This window comes from Paenibacillus sp. 05T425 (assembly GCF_056396205.1).
On record NZ_JBFTLA010000005.1, the window covers coordinates 322,336 to 343,067 of the forward strand.

Sequence of the window (20,732 nt, forward strand, 5' to 3'; positions counted from 1 at the left end):
CGTAACGGAATGGTCGGGGCTAAAATGGGGAAGGAAACTACCGAGCTGGCTCGGTGCAATGGACGGGAAGAGGGGCGTATAGCAGTGGATATGGATATTTTCGGCATATTCAGCATCATCGGTACGATTGCGTTCGCAGTCAGCGGCGCGATTGTTGCGATGGAGGAGGAATACGACATCTTAGGCGTATTCGTTCTTGGATTGGTGACCGCTTTCGGAGGGGGCGTTGTCCGCAATCTGTTGATCGGCATGCCGGTTACGGCGATATGGAATCAAGGCTCATTGCTTAAGATAGCGATCATAGCGATGACGATTGCTTTCCTATTGCCCGTTAAGTGGATTCAGCATTGGCGGAAAAGCGAAGCGTTTTTCGACGCAATTGGATTGTCAGCGTTCGCTATTCAAGGTGCGCTATATGCAACTCAAATGAAGCATCCGCTTAGCGCAGTGCTTGTCGCTGCTATGATGACAGGGATCGGCGGCGGAATCATTAGGGACGTGCTCGCAGGACGCAAGCCGCTTGTATTAAAGGATGAAATCTATGCCGTATGGGCTATGCTGGCGGGCCTTGCAATAGGTCTTGGCTGGTTCAAGTCTACACTCGAACTGCTGATCTTATTCGTTATAATTATTGGATTCCGAATGTTATCCGTATACTTCAAGTGGAAACTGCCGCGACGTTCGCTTAAGGCAAGAATCATCGAGGAGGGAACTTATGACGAAGGTTAACGTATTGTTCGTATGCTTAGGCAATATTTGCAGGTCTCCAATGGCCGAAGCGGTTATGAGACATCAAGTAAAGGAAGCGGGACTGGACGGCGTGATTGAAGTAGACTCAGCCGGCACCGGGGATTGGCATATCGGCCATCCGCCGCATGAAGGAACGAGAAAACAGCTGGATGCCCATCGTATCTCGTATGAAGGCATGAAGGCCCGACTCGTGAATGATAACGATTTCGGTCAATTCGATTATATCGTCTGTATGGACAATAATAATATTCGGGACGTTAGAGCGTTGCTGGAACGTTCAGAAGTGAAGCGGGAAGAACGCAAGGAGTTATTCACATTCATGGAGCTGTTGCCGGAACGCGGCTTCGCCGATGTGCCTGATCCATATTACAGCGGAAACTTCGATTATGTCTATGAATTAGTGGTGGCAGGCTGCCGACAGTTGCTTACTAAAATAAAGACTGATCTTTCATTGTAAGGGATAGACTGTCCACTCATTCGTCATCCGAATCTTACCCAATCGTACACTCTCTTAGAGATGTCCTAGCCTTATGAGTGGATTTTGTGCAGTCAAAAATCTAGGAGCGAGAAAATATCAGGGTTAACAGACCAATGGGACCAATTAGACTGTATGAAATACAGGCAAAATGTTATTTCAATAGGAGAGAGTTCAGGTGCTTCGGACTTGGGAATTGAACGATCAACAATGAATCGACTGTCTCATAGATACAGAAAATGCTCGTTGTCGTAACTGACAGCGAGCATTTTTCGCGTAACAATCCGCTATTCCACTTCGATAAAATAACTAAGCGCCTGACCGACTTCCTTCTGCCAGAATCCCCATTGATGCTTGCCGTCCTTCTCCTCATAGGAGATAGATGCCTGCTTGGATTCCAACAATGCCTTTGCATTACGGTTCAGCGCAACGAAATCGTAAACGCCGCGATCCGTCGTTTCATAAGCGGTTTCCTGCAGGCCGACAATCATGTATATGGATAATCCGCGAAGATCGGTCTCGTTCGCAATTAGGCTTTGGGAATAGGGGTAATAGGCGCCGGACAATGAAATGACTTTATTGAACAGATGAGGATAGTTTAGTGCCAAGTGAAGAGACACCGTACCTCCAAGCGAATCGCCTGCTAGAATGCGTGCTTCCCGATCTCTTCTCGCTGCGAACCGCTCTTCGATGAAAGGGACAAGCTCCTCTGCGAAAAATGTCGTGTACGCGGCGAACCGTTCGCCATCCGGCGAATATTCCTCCGTGCGCTGTTTCTTATCTACATCAACACCTACAATAATGAACGGTTCAAGACCTTCATCGAGAATGAGCTGCGTCGAAGTTGTCGCAATGCGTCCGAAATTGAAGAAGTCTTCGCCGTCCTGGCAATAGACGACGGGGTAGCTGAGCAGCTCGTTATAGCCTGGCGGGAGAAAAACGCGCAAATTGCGCGCTTGCTCGGGCAAGTAGCGGCTTGCCACCGTTTCTTTCACTATCGTTCTCTTCAAATAACGTTCATCAGTCATCGTAATAAATTCCTCCTTATTTGATCGCCTGGCAGTTTCACCGTTTGAATGGAATGCAGCCGATGTGGGTAAACAATAGTAAGGTAAACATAGGTGAATCGTCTATTCCCGTTCTGTTGTATTATTCTGTTACAGTCCAAATTATTATCTGTAGCATATACAATTTCTTAACAGAATGATGATAATTAGCGAAAAAACAACGGTTTTTTTGTTTTTTGCTTTGACCATTTTCGTTAAACAGGTTTATAATAATTCTATAACAGAGGTAAACGATTTTCAAATATTTCAATTGAGGTGAGCGTTCAAAATGAGCAAATTGCCATACGAAGTTCAAACGGAACCGGTAACGCCGCTATCCGTGCTGTCACTCGAAGGAGAAGTTATCGACGAAAGCTTGCTTCCTGACCTGACGGATGAGCAGCTTAAAGAAATTATGTACCGCATGGTATTTACCCGTACTTGGGATGAGCGCGCCGTCAACCTAGGCCGTCAAGGCAGACTTGGTTTCTACGCTCCGGTATCCGGACAAGAAGCTTCGATGATCGGCAGTGAGTATGCACTTAATAAAGACGATTTCATTTGCCCAGGCTACCGCGATATGCCGCAATTGGTATGGCATGGTTTGCCATTGTACCAAGCATTCTTATATTCCCGCGGACATCAGCACGGCGGACAAATTCCGCAAGACGTGCATGTTCTTATGCCGCAAATCATTATCGGCGCACAAATTTTGCACGCGACTGGCGTTGCAATGGCGTTTAAGAAAAAGAACGAGAAACGCGTAGCGATTACGTATACAGGCGACGGCGGTTCGTCGGAAGGCGACTTCTACGAAGGTCTTAACTTTGCCGGTATTTACAAGCTTCCTGCGATCTATGTCGTTCAAAACAACGGTTACGCGATTACGACACCTTTCGCTAAGCAGACGGCAGCATTGTCGGTTGCACACAAAGCGGTTGCAGCCGGTATCAAAGGCGTGCAAGTAGACGGCATGGACGTTCTTGCCGTAATCAAAGCGGTTAGAGAAGCTGCTGAACGCGGACGCAATGGCGAAGGCGCTACTTTAATCGAAATGTTGACGTACCGTTTCCGTCCGCACTCCTTGGCGGATGACGCGACGAAGTACCGTACGAAGGATGAGGAAGCTGAGTGGGCACTAAAAGATCCGCTTGTGCGCTTCGGTAAATATTTGGAGAAAAAAGGCCTTTGGACGGAAGAAGATACAACTCGCGTAAAAGAAGAAGCGAAAGCAACGGTTAACGAGCATATCAAGAAAGCGGAAGCAGTTGAAAAAATGACTGTTCCAGGCCTCATCGATTCGATGTTCGAAACGACGCCGCAGCATCTTGAAGAGCAAAAAGCCGATTTTCAATAGAAGAGGAGGATCAGACGACCATGGCTCAAATGAATATGTTGGAAGCGATTCGCGACGCGATGCGCACAGAATTAAAACGTGATTCGAACGTTCTCATCTTTGGCGAGGACGCTGGTAAGGTCGGCGGTGTATTCCGCGTAACGGAAGGACTGCAGGAAGAATTCGGAGAAGATCGCGTGTTCGATACGCCGCTCGCGGAATCCGCAATCGCAGGTATGGCAGTCGGTATGGGTATCCAAGGATTCCGTCCAATCGCCGAAATTCAATTCGTAGGCTTCATCTATGAAGCGCTCGATCAAATGTTCATTCAAGCGGCTCGCATGCGTTACCGTTCGGGCGGCCGTTACAACTCGCCAATCGTATTCCGTACGCCATTCGGCGGCGGCGTTAAAGCGGCTGAGCTGCATACCGACTCCCTTGAAGGTCTAGCGATTCAAACGCCGGGCATCAAAGTTGTTATCCCTTCGAACCCTTATGATGCGAAGGGCCTTATGATCGCGGCTATTCGCGACAATGATCCGGTATTTTTCATGGAGCATCTTAATTTGTACCGTGCGTTCAAAGCGGAAGTTCCAGAGGGCGAATACACGGTCGAGATCGGCAAAGCGAACGTTGTACGCGAAGGCAGCGACGTAACGATCATTTCTTACGGCATGATGGTTCATACAGCTGTTAAAGCGGCCGAAGAGCTTGAGAAAACAGGCGTGAAGGCAGAGGTTATCGATCTTCGCACGCTGCTTCCGCTTGATATCGATACAATCGTTGCATCGATTCAGAAGACGAACCGTGCAATCGTTGTACAAGAAGCACAGAAAACTTCTGGCGCTGCTGCTGAGATTATTGCGCAAATCAATGAAAAAGCGATTTTGCACCTGGAAGCGCCAGTGCTTCGCGTTGCAGGACCGGATACCGTTTATCCGTTCGCACAAATCGAGGACACTTGGCTTCCAACGACGGGACGCATCGTAGCGGCCGTTCAGAAAGTGCTGAACTTTTAGAACTTGTAAAATATAGCTTGCTTGCATAGTGAGTTTGACATTGAGGAGGATGCGATCGGTGGCTAAATTTGAATATCGTTTCCCAGAGCTCGGCGAAGGATTGCACGAGGGCGAAATCGTTAAAGTGCATATCAAGGTCGGAGACACGGTAACTGACGATGATATTATTATGGAAGTCCAAAACGACAAGGCGATCGTAGAAGTGCCTTGTCCGGTTAACGGCAAAGTAGTGGAAGTTCGTATGAAGGACGGCCAAGTATGCCATGTTGGCGAGGTTGTTGCGATTATTGACGCGGAAGGCGACTTGCCTGAGCAAGCAGCTCCTGCAGCAGAAGCGCCTAAGGCAGAAGCGGCGCCAGCGGCAGCTCCTGCAGCTGCACCTACGCCAGCCGTACAAGCGGCTCCTGTTGCTGCTCCATCCGCTGAAGCGCCTAAAGCGACTGGCGGACTTGTACTTGCAACACCTAGCGTACGCAAGTTCGCTCGTGAGCAAGGCGTTGACTTGACACAAGTAAACGGCTCTGGCAAAAACGGACGTATCACGCGTGATGACGTTACTGGATTCGGCGGCGCAGCGGCAGCTCCTGCAGCAGTAACTGCTGATGCAGCGGCACCTGCTGAACAAGCAGCACCTAAGAGCGAAGCGAAAGCAGCTCCAGTTGCTTCCGGTACAGCTTACCGTCCAGAAGAGCGCGTACCGTTCAAAGGCATTCGCAAAGCGATCGCGAACGCGATGGTTAAATCGGTATATACAGCACCTCACGTTACAATCATGGATGAAGTAGACGTAACCGAGCTTGTTGCGCTTCGTGCAAAATACAAGCCATATGCAGAGAAAAAAGGTTCGAAGCTTACGTACTTGCCGTTCATCGTGAAGGCGCTTGTGGCAGCATGCCGCCAGTTCCCGATTATGAACGCTACGCTTGACGAAGCTAATCAAGAAATCGTTCTGCGCAAGTACTACAACATCGGTATCGCAACAGATACAGACAACGGCTTGATCGTTCCTGTTATCGAAGACGCGGACCGCAAAAATATTTTCATGGTAGCTGACGCTATTCGTGACTTGGCTGTTCGCGGCCGTGACGGCAAGCTTAGCGCGAACGAGCTTAGAGGCAGCACCATTTCGATTTCGAACATCGGTTCGGCTGGCGGCATGTTCTTCACGCCGGTAATCAACTTCCCTGAAGTTGCGATTCTTGGCACGGGCCGTATCTCCGAGAAACCGGTAGTACGTAACGGCGAGATCGTAGCGGCTCCAGTTATGGCATTGTCGCTTAGCTTCGACCACCGTCTCATCGACGGCGCAACCGCACAAAACTTTATGAACTACATCAAACAGCTTCTGGGCCAACCTGAACTGTTCATTATGGAGGTATAAGACATGGTAGTTGGAGATGCTTCCCTAGATATTGACACTCTAGTCATCGGCGCAGGTCCTGGCGGTTATGTAGCGGCAATTCGTGCCGCTCAGCTAGGCCAAAACGTCTTAATCGTGGATAAAGAATATGTAGGCGGCGTATGCTTGAATGTAGGCTGTATTCCGTCGAAGGCGCTCATTTCCGCGTCGCATCAATATGAGTCGATCAGCCACGCTTCCGCTTTCGGTATCGAAGTAGGCGAGGCGAAGGTTGACTTCACTAAAGTGCAAGAATTCAAAAACGGCATCGTCAAAAAATTGACGGGCGGCGTTGCATCGCTTCTTAAAGCGAACAAAGTTCAATATTTCCAAGGCGAAGTGATGTTCATCAACGAAAACGAAGCTCGCGTCTTCAACGATCAAGAAGCGCCGCGCTACCGTTTCAAGAACTGCATCATCGCTACTGGTTCACGTCCGATCGAGCTGAAAGCATTCCCGTTCAGCGGCCGTATCGTATCGTCGACAGGCGCATTGTCCTTGCCAGAAATTCCGAAGAGCCTTGTCGTTATCGGCGGCGGCTACATCGGTATCGAGCTTGGCCAAATGTACTCCAAGTTCGGCACGAAAGTTACGGTTATCGAAGGCTCTGACGCGATCCTTCCTGGCTTCGACAAAGATATGTTCTCGATCGTTGCGAAGAAGCTGAAGAGCACGAATGTCGACATCGTTACCGGCGCACAAGCGAAGAGCGCAGAACAAACAGACAAAGACGTTACAGTCACTTACACGGTAGGCGACAAAGAAGAGAAAGTAACAGCTGATTACTTGCTCGTAACCGTTGGCCGTCGTCCAAACACGGATGGCGAGCTTGGTCTTGATCTGATCAACATGAAGATGTCCGATCGCGGTCTTGTCGAGGTTGATGCACAATGCCGTACGAGCATTCCGCACATCTACGCAATCGGCGATATTATCGCTGGACCTGCACTTGCTCACAAAGCGATGTACGAAGGCCGCGTCGCAGCTGAAGCGATCTCGGGTCTGCCTAGCGTCATCGATTACAAATGCGTACCTGCTGTTTGCTTCTCCGATCCAGAATGCGCAAGCGTTGGACTTAGCGAGAAAGAAGCGAAGGACAAAGGCCATAACGTTAAAGTGGGCAAATTCCCGTTCGCTATCAATGGCCGCGCTATGTCGCTTAACGCTAACGAAGGTTTCGTGAAGCTCGTATCCGATGCGGACTCCGGCCTTGTTCTTGGCGCACAAATTATCGGTATTGAAGCTTCCAACATGATCGCAGAGCTTGCTCTGGGCATCGAGATGGGTGCTACACTTGAAGATATCGCGCTTACGATTCACGCGCATCCAACGCTTGGCGAGATCGTCCTTGACGCTGCTGAAGTGGCGCTTGGTCACCCGATCCATACGTTCATCAAATAATAAGCTATATAATCGTTGCTTATTCGTAATAATAGAGGTCACGCGGCAGCTTCTGCCGTCGGGGCCTCTTTGTGCTTTACAAGGCCAATACGAGTGCCAGAAGGGATGGGATCGTTTGTGGAACCGGCTACTAGGAAGGCAAGTGAATCGCGAACCATCATGACACAGCTCATATTCCCGCTTGATACGAACCATCATGAGACGATGTTTGGCGGCAAGCTGATGGAATATATGGATAAGGTTGCAGCGATATCCGCCATGCGCCATGCGCGCAAGCAGGTAGTAACTGCTTCGACGGATAGTCTCGATTTTTTGGCGCCGATTCGGGTTGGAGAGGTCATAGAGGTTGAAGCATTCGTAACATGGACGCATCGCAGCTCGATGGAAATATACGTTACTGTGGAGTCAGAAAATTTGTATACGGGTGAGCGTAGGAAGACGGTTACCGCATTTTTCAACTTTGTTGCGCTTGGGCCAGATGGAAAACCATCGCCCGTTCCAGCTGTCATTCCGGAGTCTGAGGAGGAGCTTAGCCTTCATGCTTCTGCGCCAGAGCGTCATCAGTTGCGGCGTAAACGAAAGCAGGACAGAGATCGCAATTAATGATATAATATATGATATTTTGCAGTTGGGTTGAGAAGAGGGGGCGAATCGAAATGAGCAACAACGAGCAAGCCTATCTGACGCTGCTAAGGGATGTTCTTTCCAGCGGCACGAAGAAGGAAGACCGCACGGGAACGGGCACGATTTCGACTTTCGGTTATCAGATGCGTTTTGACTTACGTGAAGGCTTTCCGCTAATAACGACAAAACGAGTTCCGTTCCGCTTAATCGCGAGCGAGCTTTTATGGTTTATAAAGGGTGATACGAACATCCGTTATTTGCTTCAGAACAACAATAATATTTGGAACGAATGGGCGTTCAAGAGATGGATAGAGAGCAGCGCTTATATTGGACCTGATATGACGAACTTCGGCTTGCGCTCGCAGACGGACGAAGCGTTTCATATGTTGTATACGGAGCAGATGGATATCTTCAAGCGCAATGTGCTTGAAGACGAAACATTCGCTGCTGAATTCGGCGAACTCGGTGATGTATACGGCAAGCAATGGCGGCAATGGAAGACAACACAGGGCGAGACGATTGATCAGTTGAAGGATGTCATCGATACGATCAAGCGCAATCCCGATTCCAGAAGGCTAATCGTATCGGCTTGGAATCCGGAGGATATCCCGACAATGGCTTTGCCGCCATGCCACACGATGTTCCAATTCTATGTAGCTGACGGCAAGCTGTCTTGCCAGCTGTACCAACGAAGCGCGGATATTTTTCTTGGCATTCCGTTCAATATCGCCAGCTACGCGCTGTTGACCCATATGATTGCGCATGAATGCGGCCTTGAGGTCGGAGATTTCATTCATACGCTCGGCGATGCGCATATTTACAGCAATCATATCGAGCAGATCGAACTGCAGCTAAGCCGCGAGCCACGAGAGCTTCCGAAGCTTATACTGAATACGGACAAAAAATCGATATTTGATTTCGAAGTCTCCGACTTAAAGGTAGAAGGGTACAATCCGCACACGACGATTAAGGCTCCAGTAGCCGTCTAGTGCTTTAATAAGGAAGACGATCGCGTATTTCATTAGAGAGGGGCAGCTTCGATGTCTATAACTTTAATTGCTGCCATGGACCGCAATCGTGCGATCGGCATTGAAAATCGCATGCCGTGGCGCTTGAAGGCAGAGATGGCTTATTTTACAGCCAACACAACGGGCAAGACCGTACTTATGGGCAGAAAAACGTTTGATTCGATTGGCAAACCGCTTAAGAACCGCAAAAACGTTATTTTGACTAGGCAAGCCGATTATATGCAGGAAGGCTGCGAGATTGTTCATTCCGTCGAGGAAGCGCTTGAGAAATATCGTGGCGATGAGTTGATGGTTATGGGCGGTGCCGATATTTATGAGCAGTTCCTTCCATTTGCGGACAAGCTGCTACTAACGGACGTCGAAGCTGACATCGAAGGAGCCGATGCTTACTTCCCGTCGTTCGATGAAACAGAGTGGCAAATGACCAAAGGCGAACATAAACAGAAGGATGAGCACAATACGTATAACTTCACATTTTGTACTTATTTACGTAAGCAGTAGCAATTTTTATCGGGATCACGTATACTTTTTACGAACGTTATGTAAGATAGTGCAAATGATTGTGCGTATAATCCATTAACGTCCTTGTGACAGAAATGCTAGGATGTTTTACAATAGTATATAAGCACACTAAAAAGTTTGTAGTTGAATATTTGATTATTTCCCGATATAGTTTTAAAGAGAATTGTTAAGATGGTAAACGGAAATTTGGATGGAGGAAATGCGATCATGTCTACACCTACTGGTTTTATGGAATATCAACGCGAATTGCCGGCCGATCGCGACCCGCTGGAGCGCATCAAGGATTGGCAGGAATTTCATAAGCATTTCTCGGATGAGCAGTTGAAGACGCAAGGCTCGCGCTGCATGGATTGCGGCACGCCTTATTGCCATACGGGAATGGAACTGGCGGGCTCCGTATCGGGCTGTCCGGTTAACAATCTCATTCCAGAATGGAATAACCTCATTTATCGTGGCCTATGGCGTGAAGCGCTTGACCGCCTGCATAAAACGAACAATTTCCCCGAGTTCACAGGCCGCGTATGTCCAGCGCCTTGCGAAGGTTCCTGTACAGTCGGCCTTATTGGCGACGCTGTAACGATTAAGACGATCGAACAAGCTATCATTGACCGCGGCTTCGAAGAAGGCTGGGTCGTACCGCAGCCTCCGAAGATGCGTACGGGCAAACGCGTAGCTGTCGTTGGTTCCGGCCCTGCCGGTATGGCGACTGCCGCACAATTGAACAAAGCGGGTCACACCGTAACGGTATACGAGCGCGCAGACCGCATCGGCGGATTGCTCACTTACGGTATTCCTACCATGAAGCTTGAGAAACATGTCGTTCAACGCCGCGTTGATTTGATGGAAGCGGAAGGCGTTGAATTCGTAACGAACACGGAGATCGGCAAAGATATTACCGCCAACGAGCTTGTGGAGAACTTTGATGCTGTCGTATTGTGCGGCGGATCGACTCGCGCTCGCGACGTTGAGATCGAAGGCCGCGATTTGAACGGCGTTCATATGGCAATGGACTATTTGAACGGCACGATCAAGAGCTACTTGGATTCGAACCTGGAAGATGGCAACTACATTTCGGCCAAAGACAAGGACGTTATCGTCATTGGCGGCGGCGACACGGGTTCAGACTGCGTAGCAACAGCTCTTCGCCACGGCTGCAAGTCAGTAACGCAATTCGGCACGCATGCGAAAGCTCCGCTTGAGCGTGATCAGATCAATAACCCTTGGCCGCAATTCCCGAACGTCTATACGCTTGATTACGCGCATGAGGAAGCGAAAGCGTTGTTCGGCGAAGATCCGCGCGCATTCTCCGTCTTGACGAAAAAATTCGTTGGCGACGAGAATGGCCAATTGAAAGAACTTCACACGGTTCAAATCGAGCGTACGGTTGATGAGACTGGCCGCAAAATATATAGCGAAATACCTGGCACCGAGAAAGTATGGCCTGCTGATCTCGTATTCATCGCAGTCGGCTTCGAAGGTCCAGAGAAGCCGGTAATCGAGCAGCTCGGCGTTGAGCAAGACCGTCGCACGAATGTGAAAGCAACTTACGGCAAATACAAAACAAATGTGGACAAAGTGTTCGCAGCCGGCGATATGCGCCGCGGCCAAAGCTTGGTCGTATGGGCAATCAACGAGGGTCGCGAAGCGGCTCGCGAGGTTGACAAATATTTGATGGGATCATCGATGCTTCCTTAATAAGAGGCTTGTGATATCATGTATACAGATAAGCGCCTTCGGGCGCTTTTTCTCTTGCAGGGCAACAGCTGGACATGCCAATTAAGTTAGATTGCGGGGTAATTAATGTGATTAAGTATGGATTGGATCGAGTGACGGAGCTGCGTTTTCATACGATTAAGCCGATGATTGAACGCCGGGATGATCAGTGGATCGATATTACGCTTCGCTTCGAGCTTGAAGCTACTACACCTATTCCTGATGATCTGATCGATTTCACAGCACTGGTTATCTGCACGCATAGCGGTGCTATTGCGCAGATCGTACCGCAAGACKAAGGCTGCGACTGTGAATATCAATTCACGGTAGGGGAGAAGGAGCAAATAACGAATTTTGTAAACCGCACGGATATTCAAGGGCTCATTCAAAAACTAAGCTCCCCATCGTAAGGAAAGTTGTGGTAAAATCGGTATGAGTTGATGCGAAGGAGCGATTAACGATGCCGGCCGAGGAAGCTTTGGTTGTTTCTCCGACTGATGTTAGAAACATTCGCAGCTATGTTCAACATAAGTATTCTTCAATGCCGCAGGAGCAACGGGCGGAGATCGTTGCTGATGCCGTTACTCGTATCATACATAAGCAGTTGCCTGCATTCGAAGAGTCGGTCAAACGATTGATTACTTCCGAGTTGATTCGAAGCGCCGTTATGGAACAGGGACGACCGGTTAAGGCAGATGATATTTTCGACGCTTGCTTGGCATTGGATCGCAACGTTGCCGCCATAGCGGGGCCATTCCACGAGTGGATAGAGCATCAATTGAACGTTCAATGCGATTCGGAAGTAATGGGGCGTGTGTTGGACAAGCTTGCTCATCCAAGCATGGAGAGCGATACGCACGCAGACAGCTTATGGACTCAGTTAAGGGCCGAACTTGCCACGCATTCGTTGAGGCAGCATCAAATTGCGGAGACGATTGAACCGGCTGAGGTGATCTCGCTTCCGAGTTCAGCGTTCGAGCTGATCAAGAAACGGATTGAACGACGCAATCTGATGTATTTATCGCTTTGTATCATTTTAGCTGTAACGTCCGTATTGTACGCTTGGTCATTGTCAAGGCCGTCAGTTGGTCAGATGCTGCCGCCGGTTGCGACGAATTCCGTACAGAAAGTCGAGATGGCCGCAGGCGGGCTGCCGATGGAGCTTCGTTATACGCCGATTAATGAGGATATGCTTATTCGCTACTTAGAGACAAAATCATCCGTACTTGCGGAGCAGCCTTACTTCGATGCGATTATTGATGCCGCTCATGCATTCGATATTCATCCGATCCTGCTGTTCGCCATAACAGGGCAGGAGCAGGGCTTCGTTCCTAAGACGAATAAGCTAGCTGACGAGATAGCGAACAATCCTTTCAATGTGTTCCATAGCTGGAAAGAGTACAATACGACGATCCATGATTCAGCAGAAATTGCGGCTAGAACGATCTTTAACCTAAGCAAGGATAGACCGGCGGATGCCGATGCATTCTCTTGGATTAACCGCAAATATGCCGAGGATCCGCGTTGGTCGGATGGCGTTCGATCGATATTCGGAACGATTACCGCTTATGTCGAAGACTAAAAAATACTAGCTATTATAGGATTTTATAACATGTTATTCAGGAATGAACCTGATTCGGATGATGATCCGATCAGGTTTTTTTCTTGAGAATAGGTCGCAAAGTGATGGCGAGAGCCGACGATTATCTGTAAAATAGGTAAAAGAATGAACGTAATGAAGGAGCGATTCTGTATTGAAGACATTAATTATTGCGGAAAAACCCGATATGGGAAGAAATATAGCGGCCGCAATAGATCCGAAGGCGAAAAATCACCGTTCCTACATAGAAGGAGAGCATTATATTATTACGTGGGCGATCGGCCATCTGATCGGGCTTGCCGAGCCTGACGCCTATGACGATCGGTATAAAAAATGGAATATTAATGATCTGCCTATAATACCGGACAAGTTCAAGCTCATACCGAACCGGAAAACGATGGACCAGCTCAAGGTGATCGCCGATCTGGCGAAGCGCAGTGATAGACTTGTTAACTCATGCGATGCAGGGCGGGAAGGTCAATACATCTTCTCGCTCATTCAGCGGCATCTGAAGCTCTCGCAGCCGGTAAAACGGCTTTGGATATCGGACTTGACGCCTGAGACAATCAGGAAGGGATTCGAGGAGCTGCGCGAGGGCTCTGAATACGAAAACCTGACGAAGGCGGCTACGGCTCGAAGCGAAGCGGACTGGCTGATAGGCATGAACGGCTCAAGGGCATTCACGACAAAACATAATGTGCTGCTGTCCGTCGGACGCGTACAGACTCCGGTGCTTGCTCTGATCTATGATCGGCAGAAGCTGATTGAGGCATTCTCATCGCTAAAGTTTTTCGAATTAGAGGGGCACTTCGCCCAAGGCGAAATGACGTATCGCGGCATGTGGCAGGGCGAGCGAATGACCGATAAGGAGAAGGCTGACGCTTTAGCTGCCAAGGTGAAGGATAAGCCTGGGCGGATTGCTTCCTATGAGGTAAAGGATACGAAGGAATACCCGAACAAGCTGTACGACTTGACGCTGCTCCAGCGTGAAGCCAATGGCAAATACGGATTCTCGGCAAAGAAGACGCTCGACGTCGCTCAGGCTCTGTATGAGAAACATAAAGTGATCTCTTACCCGAGGACGAACTCCAACTATGTGACCGAGCAGAACATTCCGGAAATGCATAAAACGTTGAACGCGCTGCAAGGGACGGCTTACGATGAATTCGTGAAAGGCGCAAATCGCGGTCTCGTCCATAAAGGGAATAAATTCATCTGCAATCCGAGCAAAGTGGAAGACCATCATGCCATATTGCCGACTTACCGCAAGGCAAACGGATTGAACCCGGATGAGCAGAAGTTGTATGATTTGATCGTGCGCCGGTTTCTGTCGCAATTCTATCCTGCAGCTGAATATAAGGTGCATACGGTCATTACAGAGGTTGAAGACGAGAACTTCAAGACGACAGTGAAAGAGCTGCTCAGCTTAGGCTGGAAAGTGATCTACGCCGATCAGAAGAAGGACAAGCCTAAGACGACGAAGGGTAAAGACAAGGAAGAAGCCGAGGACGAAGAAATCGAGGTCAGCGAGCCGTTCTCGATATTAGCGAACGAAGGTGTCACTTGCGCCGACGCCATTGTGAAGGAAAAGGATACGCAGCCTCCTAAGCATTATACGGAGGGTACGCTGCTGAAAGCGATGGAGAGCGCCGGCAAGCAGATCGAGGACGATGATGTACGAGATGCGATGAAGGACTCGGGTCTAGGCACGCCGGCTACACGCGCGGCTACAATCGAGCGACTCAAAAATGTCGGTTATGTCGAAATGCAAGGCAAAAAGATCCTTATTACACAAAAGGGCCGTACGGCCATTGAATTAATACGCGGTGCCGGTATCGAACTGCTAACTTCACCGGAAATGACCGGGATGTGGGAGCGTCGTCTGAATGAGATCGCTAGAGGCTCAGCTTCGGATCAGCAGTTTATGGACAATGTTAAGAAGTTCGCTACGATGATTGTCGATAAAGTGCGCGTACAGTCGCGGGCGAATAAAAACTCGTTCGAAAGCGAAGCTCCTGCTCAAAGCAAAACTACAAGAAGCAAAGGCAAGTCCGGAGGAGAACAGTCTGCATCCGCTTTAGGCGGTTCACGCGCTCGTTCAGCGAGTGCGAAGTCCTCATCCGGATCAAAGGGCGGTGTTGCCGTTCAATCCCCATCTGCGGCTTCTGAGCCGTCTGTAATCGGTGTATGTCCAAGTGCCGGATGCGGAGGGTCGATCTTCATGGGGCGGAAGGGCTACGGCTGCTCGCATTATAAGGAAGGCTGCAAGTTCGTTATTTGGAAGGAAAGCTACGGTCGAAGCTTAACCGACGGTCAAGTGAAGTCATTGATTGAGAAAGGCAAGACGACGAAGCTAAAGGTGACCCTTGCGGATGGAACCCAGACGGAGGGCCGAATCGTATTAAGAAATGAATCGACCGGAGAATTAGCAATCGAATAAGACACAATAGAGGCCGTATGGTTAGGAGGAAAACACCTAATCATACGGCCTCTTCGTATCTACAGTCTACCGTCCAATGTAGCGATGAATCGTATCCGGCACGTCCTTAAGCTGATCGAGCGTGAAGAAAGCGCCTTTCGGTTCGACGTCTATATTGATGACGTTATATTGCCATTCCGACTTGGCTTTCATATGGATGGCATGGATACCTGCAGTCAAGGCAGGCACAACGTCCGTGCGAATCGAATTGCCGACCATCCATGTTCGTTTGCGGTCGAAGGGACCTTCAGACAATATGGTCTCCAGCGCTTCACTATTCTTCAATCGACGAATATAGATGCGCGAATCGAAATAGCGCTCCAACTGCAGCTTCTCGATCTTGCGCCGCTGGATTAGCATCTCGCCGCCAGTATATAAGTGTAGCTCATGGCCGGTATTAGCCAGCTCATACAGCGTCTGCTCCATGTTCGGATAAGGCTCATTGTCATGCTCATACACGCTTAATCCGAGCTTCCATAGCAAGTCCTCTTCTGACTTGGAGCGTCTGCGTCCGCTCAAGTTACAGAAATGAACATAGGTGTCAACGAACGACTGCGGAAAATGCTCGCTCTTGAAGCCGAACACCGCAACGCCGGCAATATCAATCTCGGTCTGCTTGTCTCGAATGGCATCGGCTGTAATGTCAGGGAAGCCTTGGAACCATGTAGTCATCGCATCGACGAATTGATCGACAACGAGATAAAAATATTTGTTGCAGTGAATAAGCGTATCGTCCAGGTCGAACATAATTTGTTGCTTCATAGGGAGCGTCTCCTTTGTAGGGCGATTGGCTGCTGTATGAACAATCTACCGCAATGAAGACGCAGAGTCAATGTAACGATGTTTATTTATGGGAGGGTTATGATTTCACATAAATATCCAGCTATATTCGCATAATGATACTGGAGGTGATAAGCATGCCATTCAACAAAAGCAGCAAAACGAAGAATCAGCAAAATCATTCCAGCTTCCGCGAGCAATCGATAACGCTGAAATCGGAGAAGTTCGCAAAGAGGCCGCCGAGCTTGAACGGGATTAATAAACAGTTGCCTTAACGGGGATAGAAGGTTTCGCGAAAAGGAGAGGTTAAGCACCTCTCCATCCGCGTTCTATAGATTAGAAATTAAGCGTATTTGAGCTGCGAGGCAGCAAGCTGATTCTTAATGAAATCGATTCTTCGACGTACATAAAAGTCTAGGCTGTCACCCTTCAAGTCTCTCGGAGCGATCACCTCCTCTGCGTTATTGTCTATAATGACAAGCCGCCCGTCCGGGTAGAACTTAAAGGTTAGGTCGCGATAAGGGCGTCCTTTCTCTACATAACGGTAATTTTCGCAAAGTTTTTTCATGATGATCGATCCTCCTTAAATGATTTGTAATTTATACGCAATTAAGAACATTTGTTCTTGTTTTCATTATACCAAACATTTGTTCGTATGGAAACTATTTTTTGTTTCCCGTAAACTAGATTTATAGATAAGACTGTCGCAAGCAGAAGGAGCGCGAGCAATGATAAGAATTCAGCGTTTGACGAAACAAATTCCTGGCGGACCGAAGGTGCTTGATCAAGTAAGCTTCGAGGCGCACCCAGGTGAATTTATAGCGATCAAAGGAAGCAGCGGCAGCGGCAAGTCCATGCTGCTTAAGTGCTTGTCGCTACAAGAGAATTGGACGGAAGGCACGTATTATTTCGACGGGGCCGACGTGTTCAAGCAAGGGATCATGGCGAAGCGCAAAGTACGGCAGCAGGTTGCCTACCTCGAAGAGAAGCCGTTCTTGTTCCCTTCCAAGACAGGGCTTAAGAACGTTATTATCGGATCGGTCTCTCAGACGCCTGCTTGGCGCCGTTGGACGGGAATGGTCCGCAATGACGACTATATGGGCGCGATGGATATGATCGAGAAGCGCGGTCTCATTGATAAGGCGCATCAGAAGGCGAGTACGTTAAGCGGCGGCGAGCGCCAGCGTATGGCCGTTGCAAGAGCGCTTGTCCATGGCGCGAAGGTAATCGCGGCGGACGAGCCTGTATCCGGATTAGACCCGCACACGGCCGATCAAGTTCTTTCCGATTTGAAAGCGCTTTGTCGCGATCAAGGCGTCATCGTTATTGCTGTTCTTCATCAGGGAGATTGGGCAGAGCGGTTCGCGGACCGGATAATCGGCTTGAATGCCGGCAAGATCGTGCTTGATGTGAAGGGCCGCAGGCTCACGGAAAGAGAGAAGCAGTTGCTGTGACGGAGATTCAACTGCGCGTCATAGCCGAAGAGGAAATGGCTGCAGCGATTACGCTGGAGCGGAGCTGCTATACGCCTGAGGCTGCAGCAACATTCGAAGGATTTCAGCATCGGAATCGCGTATATCCTGCTTATTTCTGGTCCGCTTGGGCGGACGGGAAGCTCGTAGGCATCGCGAACGGAGTTCGAACTTCACAAGAGGAGTGCGGCGATGAGATGAAAGGTGCGCATGGCGATGATCCGGCAGGTCATAGCTTCTGCGTACTCACCGTAGCAGTCGATACGAATTATCGCAGGCAAGGTATAGGAGGCATGCTGCTTCGGAAGCTTATTGGCCAGTGCCGCAGCGATGAGCTGCGTTCCATCGTCCTCATGTGCGAAGAGCATCTGATCGGCTTCTACGAACAGGAAGGCTTCGCTCTTCACGGGCGATCGGCTTCCAATCATGGAGGCATCGTATGGTATGAGATGAGCCTAGACCTGCATACAATGGAGCATCTTACCGAATAGGAAGGTGTTCTTAAGGATGGCATTCCAATCACCCGTCGTGGTGCAGACCGCCAAGGCTCATTTTCACAAAGCGGACCTTGCGGTGCCGCATATATCCGGAGGCGTCAGCTCGGCGGCTGACAAACGAATCAATGACGCAATCAAGAAAAGCGCTCAGAAGTTAGTCGACAGCCAAGGTTCGCTTCAAGACCCGAACGCCGAAATGATCGGTTATTATGAACAGAAGACGAACGAGAAAGACGTGCTGAGCTTATCGCTATATAACTACGCTTATACGGGCGGAGCACACGGTCTGACGTTGCAGGATTCGCTAACGTTCAAGCAATCGACTGGCGAAACGTATACACTCGCTCAACTGTTTAAGCCTGGAAGCGACTATGTGTCACGATTGAACGAGATTATCGCGGCGCAAATCAAGGAGAGGGACATCGCTCCGATTGAACCGTTCAAGTCGATTCGTCCTGATCAAGATTTCTATATCGCCGATCGTTCGCTCGTCATCTACTTCCAAATCTATGAATTAACGCCATATGTGTTCGGCTTTCCTTATTTTCCGATATCGGTGTACGATATCGAGGACATTATCAATGAAGATGGTCCGCTTGGACAAATGGTTCCGAATGATTAAACGATTACGAGATCATACCGCAGCCGCATCCCTATAGATGCGGCTCTTTCCTATTCTGCGGTAGCTATTCAATTGGTGGTCCAATAGAGCATGTCCGAGGATTGCCGCTCATACATTAAAGTATGGAGGTGTTCGTTTTGGTAGTTGCACTAATTGGGTTGCTGTTAGCAGCGGCGGTATTCGCGGCGATTCTAGCAGGTGCGCTCAAAGCGCAAACAAGCGTGAAAAATTCCGGTTATCAGAGCATGATCAGCTACGGGGCTTCGACCCAATTGCTGCAGGATAAGCATGAATTGCATCGTTTCGGCATCGCTCAGCAGCTTCGCAGGCATCTGGGCGGGATGTCCATCTTCGGCCTGTCATTCAACGTGATGGCATTAGTCGGCGGGGCGGCATTCCTGTATGGACCGGCATTAAAGGAAGGCGGACCATCGGTTATCGGTTTCGGCTTTCCGATCTTGGCCTTATTGGCGCTATTGGTCAGCGCCTCGCTAGCGGAGCTGGCATCAGCGGTGCCAACAGCCGGCGGGGTCTACCATTGGGCTACGGCCATGGGCGGCCGCAAGTGGGGCTGGCGGACAGGCGCCTTTCATGCCGCAGGACAGCTTGCAACTTTAACGCTGCTTAATGCGGCTTGTGCCGGATTGCTGGATGCCTTCCTATCGGCCAGACTTCACTATGATCCATCGCTCCTCACATTTTGGACTATGGTCGTGACACTTACGATTGCGCAAGCGGCCGCCAACCACTGGGGAACGCGCGGGCTTAAATACATATTGGCAGGCGGTGTGTGGCTTCAAATGATTGCTGCCGCGCTAATCGTCGGCGGACTCGTTTGGCTGTTCTGGCCTGGCAGCTATTCGCMGATTGAATTGTTCCAGTTCCATAATGCGCAACTGAGCGGAACGGTGAACGCCAGCGCGTTCATCGGCGGTACCTTGCTGCTGCAGAAGCTGTTCATCGGAATGGATGCGGCGAGCCAAGGAGCGGAGGAGACGATTGAGCCTCGCGTGAAAGTGCCTTGGGCTATTTATTTGTCCACTGCATACACCTATATCGTCGGGTTCGCGATGCTAGCCTTTATGACATTGACTTTGACCTATACGGCTGAAGGCAATGCGGGTGCAGGTTTGTTCATCAATAGCGCTCTTGCTGGTTGGGGAGGCGCATGGATCATTGGTGCGATAGTTCTGCTGTCGTTGTGGGTGAGCGGACTGCAGACTTTGACGGTTTGCTCGAGAGCGCTGTTAAGCTTGGCAAGGGACGAAGCGCTCCCGTTAAGCAAATGGTGGACGAAAGTATCCGAGCGTCATCAAACACCCGCTAGCACGGTCTGGTTAAGCGCTAGTATGGCGGTTGTCATTCTCGCTGCCGCACAATTAATTACATCAACTGGTTATGTTATGCTGCTAGTTTCCTTCAGCGTCATTTGCATACATACTTCCTACGCCATTCCAATCGCGATGAAGCTGCAGCAGAATAATCAGCTGCAGGCGGAGCAACGCGCGCCATGGCATCTGGGACGATGKAGCCGGGTAGTTAGCTGGATTGCGGTTATATGGCTTGTCGTCTCCGCGGCGCTTGCAGCAGGTTATCTCCATCGCTGGGGAGCAATCGGAGCAGCGCTTGTTCTGCTGGCGGCAACGATAATGGATTTCAGATATGAGAAACGTCGCCTCGTCAGTATGCAAAGCCGCGCCAAGCGAAGCCGCAAGGAGCTGTTACGGATGGAGAAAAAGTTTCCACTGCAATAACGGGGAAATAATGATTGTTGAAGATAAAAATTTCCCGGGGAAGCGCATGAAGCTACACAAAATTAATGAATTCGACATCGAGTTCCGATCGCGTTTCCGCCTATATTCGACATGGGTTACAACATTAATTATTAATGCCGTAAATGAATTGAAGGATGTTATCTTTGCCATCTTCTCCCTTCCCCGATTATAATAGGACTATAGCAATCAACTTG

The 20,732-nt window shown here is 49.5% G+C and carries 21 protein-coding genes; 18 read left to right on the forward strand and 3 right to left on the reverse strand.

Annotation, left to right across the window (positions count from 1 at the left end; translation table 11 throughout):
• Positions 1-90: 90 nt before the first annotated feature.
• Both AC1DF0_RS13405 and AC1DF0_RS13410 read left to right on the forward strand, forming a co-directional pair.
• Positions 91-729, forward strand: coding sequence for a trimeric intracellular cation channel family protein (locus AC1DF0_RS13405; RefSeq protein WP_337101497.1), 639 nt, complete (start codon positions 91-93; stop codon positions 727-729).
• Complete coding sequence (locus tag AC1DF0_RS13410; RefSeq protein ID WP_477574330.1) at positions 716-1,207, forward strand: low molecular weight protein-tyrosine-phosphatase; 492 nt, start codon at positions 716-718, stop codon at positions 1,205-1,207. Before AC1DF0_RS13405 ends, AC1DF0_RS13410 begins: the two co-directional genes overlap by 14 nt.
• A 305-nt stretch (positions 1,208-1,512) precedes the next feature.
• Here AC1DF0_RS13410 and AC1DF0_RS13415 read toward each other — a convergent pair whose 3' ends face one another.
• Positions 1,513-2,253 carry an alpha/beta hydrolase gene (locus AC1DF0_RS13415; RefSeq protein ID WP_442049752.1) on the reverse strand — a complete coding sequence of 247 codons (741 nt, stop codon included), beginning with the start codon at positions 2,251-2,253 and terminating at the stop codon, positions 1,513-1,515.
• A 307-nt stretch (positions 2,254-2,560) separates the two neighbouring features.
• Between AC1DF0_RS13415 and pdhA the strand changes: the two genes are divergently transcribed.
• The 11 genes from pdhA to AC1DF0_RS13470 all read left to right on the forward strand — a co-directional run bounded on the left by pdhA (position 2,561) and on the right by AC1DF0_RS13470 (position 15,353).
• Positions 2,561-3,628 carry a pyruvate dehydrogenase (acetyl-transferring) E1 component subunit alpha gene (gene pdhA, locus AC1DF0_RS13420; RefSeq protein WP_442049751.1) on the forward strand — a complete coding sequence of 356 codons (1,068 nt, stop codon included), beginning with the start codon at positions 2,561-2,563 and terminating at the stop codon, positions 3,626-3,628.
• Positions 3,629-3,648: 20 nt separating this feature from the next.
• Complete coding sequence (locus tag AC1DF0_RS13425; protein ID WP_442049750.1) at positions 3,649-4,626, forward strand: alpha-ketoacid dehydrogenase subunit beta; 978 nt, start codon at positions 3,649-3,651, stop codon at positions 4,624-4,626.
• Positions 4,627-4,684: 58 nt separating this feature from the next.
• Positions 4,685-6,007, forward strand: a complete 1,323-nt coding sequence (locus AC1DF0_RS13430) for a dihydrolipoamide acetyltransferase family protein (RefSeq protein ID WP_477574331.1) — start codon at positions 4,685-4,687, stop codon at positions 6,005-6,007.
• 3 nt (positions 6,008-6,010) lie between these two features.
• A complete protein-coding gene (gene lpdA, locus AC1DF0_RS13435) occupies positions 6,011-7,426 on the forward strand; it encodes a dihydrolipoyl dehydrogenase (RefSeq protein WP_477574332.1) in 1,416 nt (471 codons plus the stop codon).
• A gap of 159 nt (positions 7,427-7,585) precedes the next feature.
• A complete protein-coding gene (locus AC1DF0_RS13440; protein ID WP_442049747.1) occupies positions 7,586-8,029 on the forward strand; it encodes an acyl-CoA thioesterase in 444 nt (147 codons plus the stop codon).
• Between the two features lie 53 nt (positions 8,030-8,082).
• On the forward strand, positions 8,083-9,039 hold the full coding sequence (locus AC1DF0_RS13445; protein WP_477574333.1) for a thymidylate synthase: 957 nt from the start codon (positions 8,083-8,085) through the stop codon (positions 9,037-9,039).
• Between the two features lie 51 nt (positions 9,040-9,090).
• Complete coding sequence (locus tag AC1DF0_RS13450; RefSeq protein ID WP_442049745.1) at positions 9,091-9,579, forward strand: dihydrofolate reductase; 489 nt, start codon at positions 9,091-9,093, stop codon at positions 9,577-9,579.
• Positions 9,580-9,807: 228 nt separating this feature from the next.
• On the forward strand, positions 9,808-11,295 hold the full coding sequence (locus AC1DF0_RS13455) for a glutamate synthase subunit beta (protein ID WP_477574334.1): 1,488 nt from the start codon (positions 9,808-9,810) through the stop codon (positions 11,293-11,295).
• Positions 11,296-11,402: 107 nt separating this feature from the next.
• Positions 11,403-11,723: a hypothetical protein gene (locus tag AC1DF0_RS13460; protein WP_477574335.1), complete on the forward strand. Its 321-nt coding sequence runs from the start codon at positions 11,403-11,405 to the stop codon at positions 11,721-11,723.
• A 50-nt stretch (positions 11,724-11,773) separates the two neighbouring features.
• Positions 11,774-12,895: a hypothetical protein gene (locus AC1DF0_RS13465; protein ID WP_477574336.1), complete on the forward strand. Its 1,122-nt coding sequence runs from the start codon at positions 11,774-11,776 to the stop codon at positions 12,893-12,895.
• A 172-nt stretch (positions 12,896-13,067) separates the two neighbouring features.
• Positions 13,068-15,353 carry a type IA DNA topoisomerase gene (locus tag AC1DF0_RS13470; RefSeq protein ID WP_477574337.1) on the forward strand — a complete coding sequence of 762 codons (2,286 nt, stop codon included), beginning with the start codon at positions 13,068-13,070 and terminating at the stop codon, positions 15,351-15,353.
• A gap of 66 nt (positions 15,354-15,419) precedes the next feature.
• On the opposite strand, the gene AC1DF0_RS13475 is transcribed toward AC1DF0_RS13470, so the two are convergent.
• Positions 15,420-16,154, reverse strand: a complete 735-nt coding sequence (locus AC1DF0_RS13475; RefSeq protein WP_442049740.1) for an HAD family hydrolase — start codon at positions 16,152-16,154, stop codon at positions 15,420-15,422.
• A 155-nt stretch (positions 16,155-16,309) separates the two neighbouring features.
• On the opposite strand from AC1DF0_RS13475, the gene AC1DF0_RS13480 reads away from it, so the two are divergent.
• Positions 16,310-16,447, forward strand: coding sequence for a hypothetical protein (locus AC1DF0_RS13480; protein ID WP_337101378.1), 138 nt, complete (start codon positions 16,310-16,312; stop codon positions 16,445-16,447).
• 68 nt (positions 16,448-16,515) lie between these two features.
• On the opposite strand, the gene AC1DF0_RS13485 is transcribed toward AC1DF0_RS13480, so the two are convergent.
• Entirely contained in the window at positions 16,516-16,740 is a 225-nt protein-coding gene (locus tag AC1DF0_RS13485) for a hypothetical protein (RefSeq protein ID WP_337101377.1), read from the reverse strand.
• 160 nt (positions 16,741-16,900) lie between these two features.
• Between AC1DF0_RS13485 and AC1DF0_RS13490 the strand changes: the two genes are divergently transcribed.
• The 4 genes from AC1DF0_RS13490 (at position 16,901) to AC1DF0_RS13505 (ending at position 20,517) form a co-directional block, all read left to right on the forward strand.
• The gene (locus tag AC1DF0_RS13490; RefSeq protein WP_442049739.1) at positions 16,901-17,626 is read left to right on the forward strand and encodes a phosphonate ABC transporter ATP-binding protein; all 726 of its coding nucleotides are present in this window, start codon (positions 16,901-16,903) and stop codon (positions 17,624-17,626) included.
• On the forward strand, positions 17,623-18,135 hold the full coding sequence (locus AC1DF0_RS13495; RefSeq protein WP_442049738.1) for a GNAT family N-acetyltransferase: 513 nt from the start codon (positions 17,623-17,625) through the stop codon (positions 18,133-18,135). The genes AC1DF0_RS13490 and AC1DF0_RS13495 overlap by 4 nt, the downstream gene beginning before the upstream one ends.
• Before the next feature lie 16 nt (positions 18,136-18,151).
• Positions 18,152-18,763 (forward strand): DUF3298 and DUF4163 domain-containing protein, encoded by a 612-nt coding sequence (locus AC1DF0_RS13500; protein WP_442049737.1) that lies wholly within the window; start codon positions 18,152-18,154, stop codon positions 18,761-18,763.
• Between the two features lie 137 nt (positions 18,764-18,900).
• On the forward strand, positions 18,901-20,517 hold the full coding sequence (locus tag AC1DF0_RS13505) for an amino acid permease (RefSeq protein WP_477574338.1): 1,617 nt from the start codon (positions 18,901-18,903) through the stop codon (positions 20,515-20,517).
• The last annotated feature ends 215 nt before the right edge of the window (positions 20,518-20,732 follow it).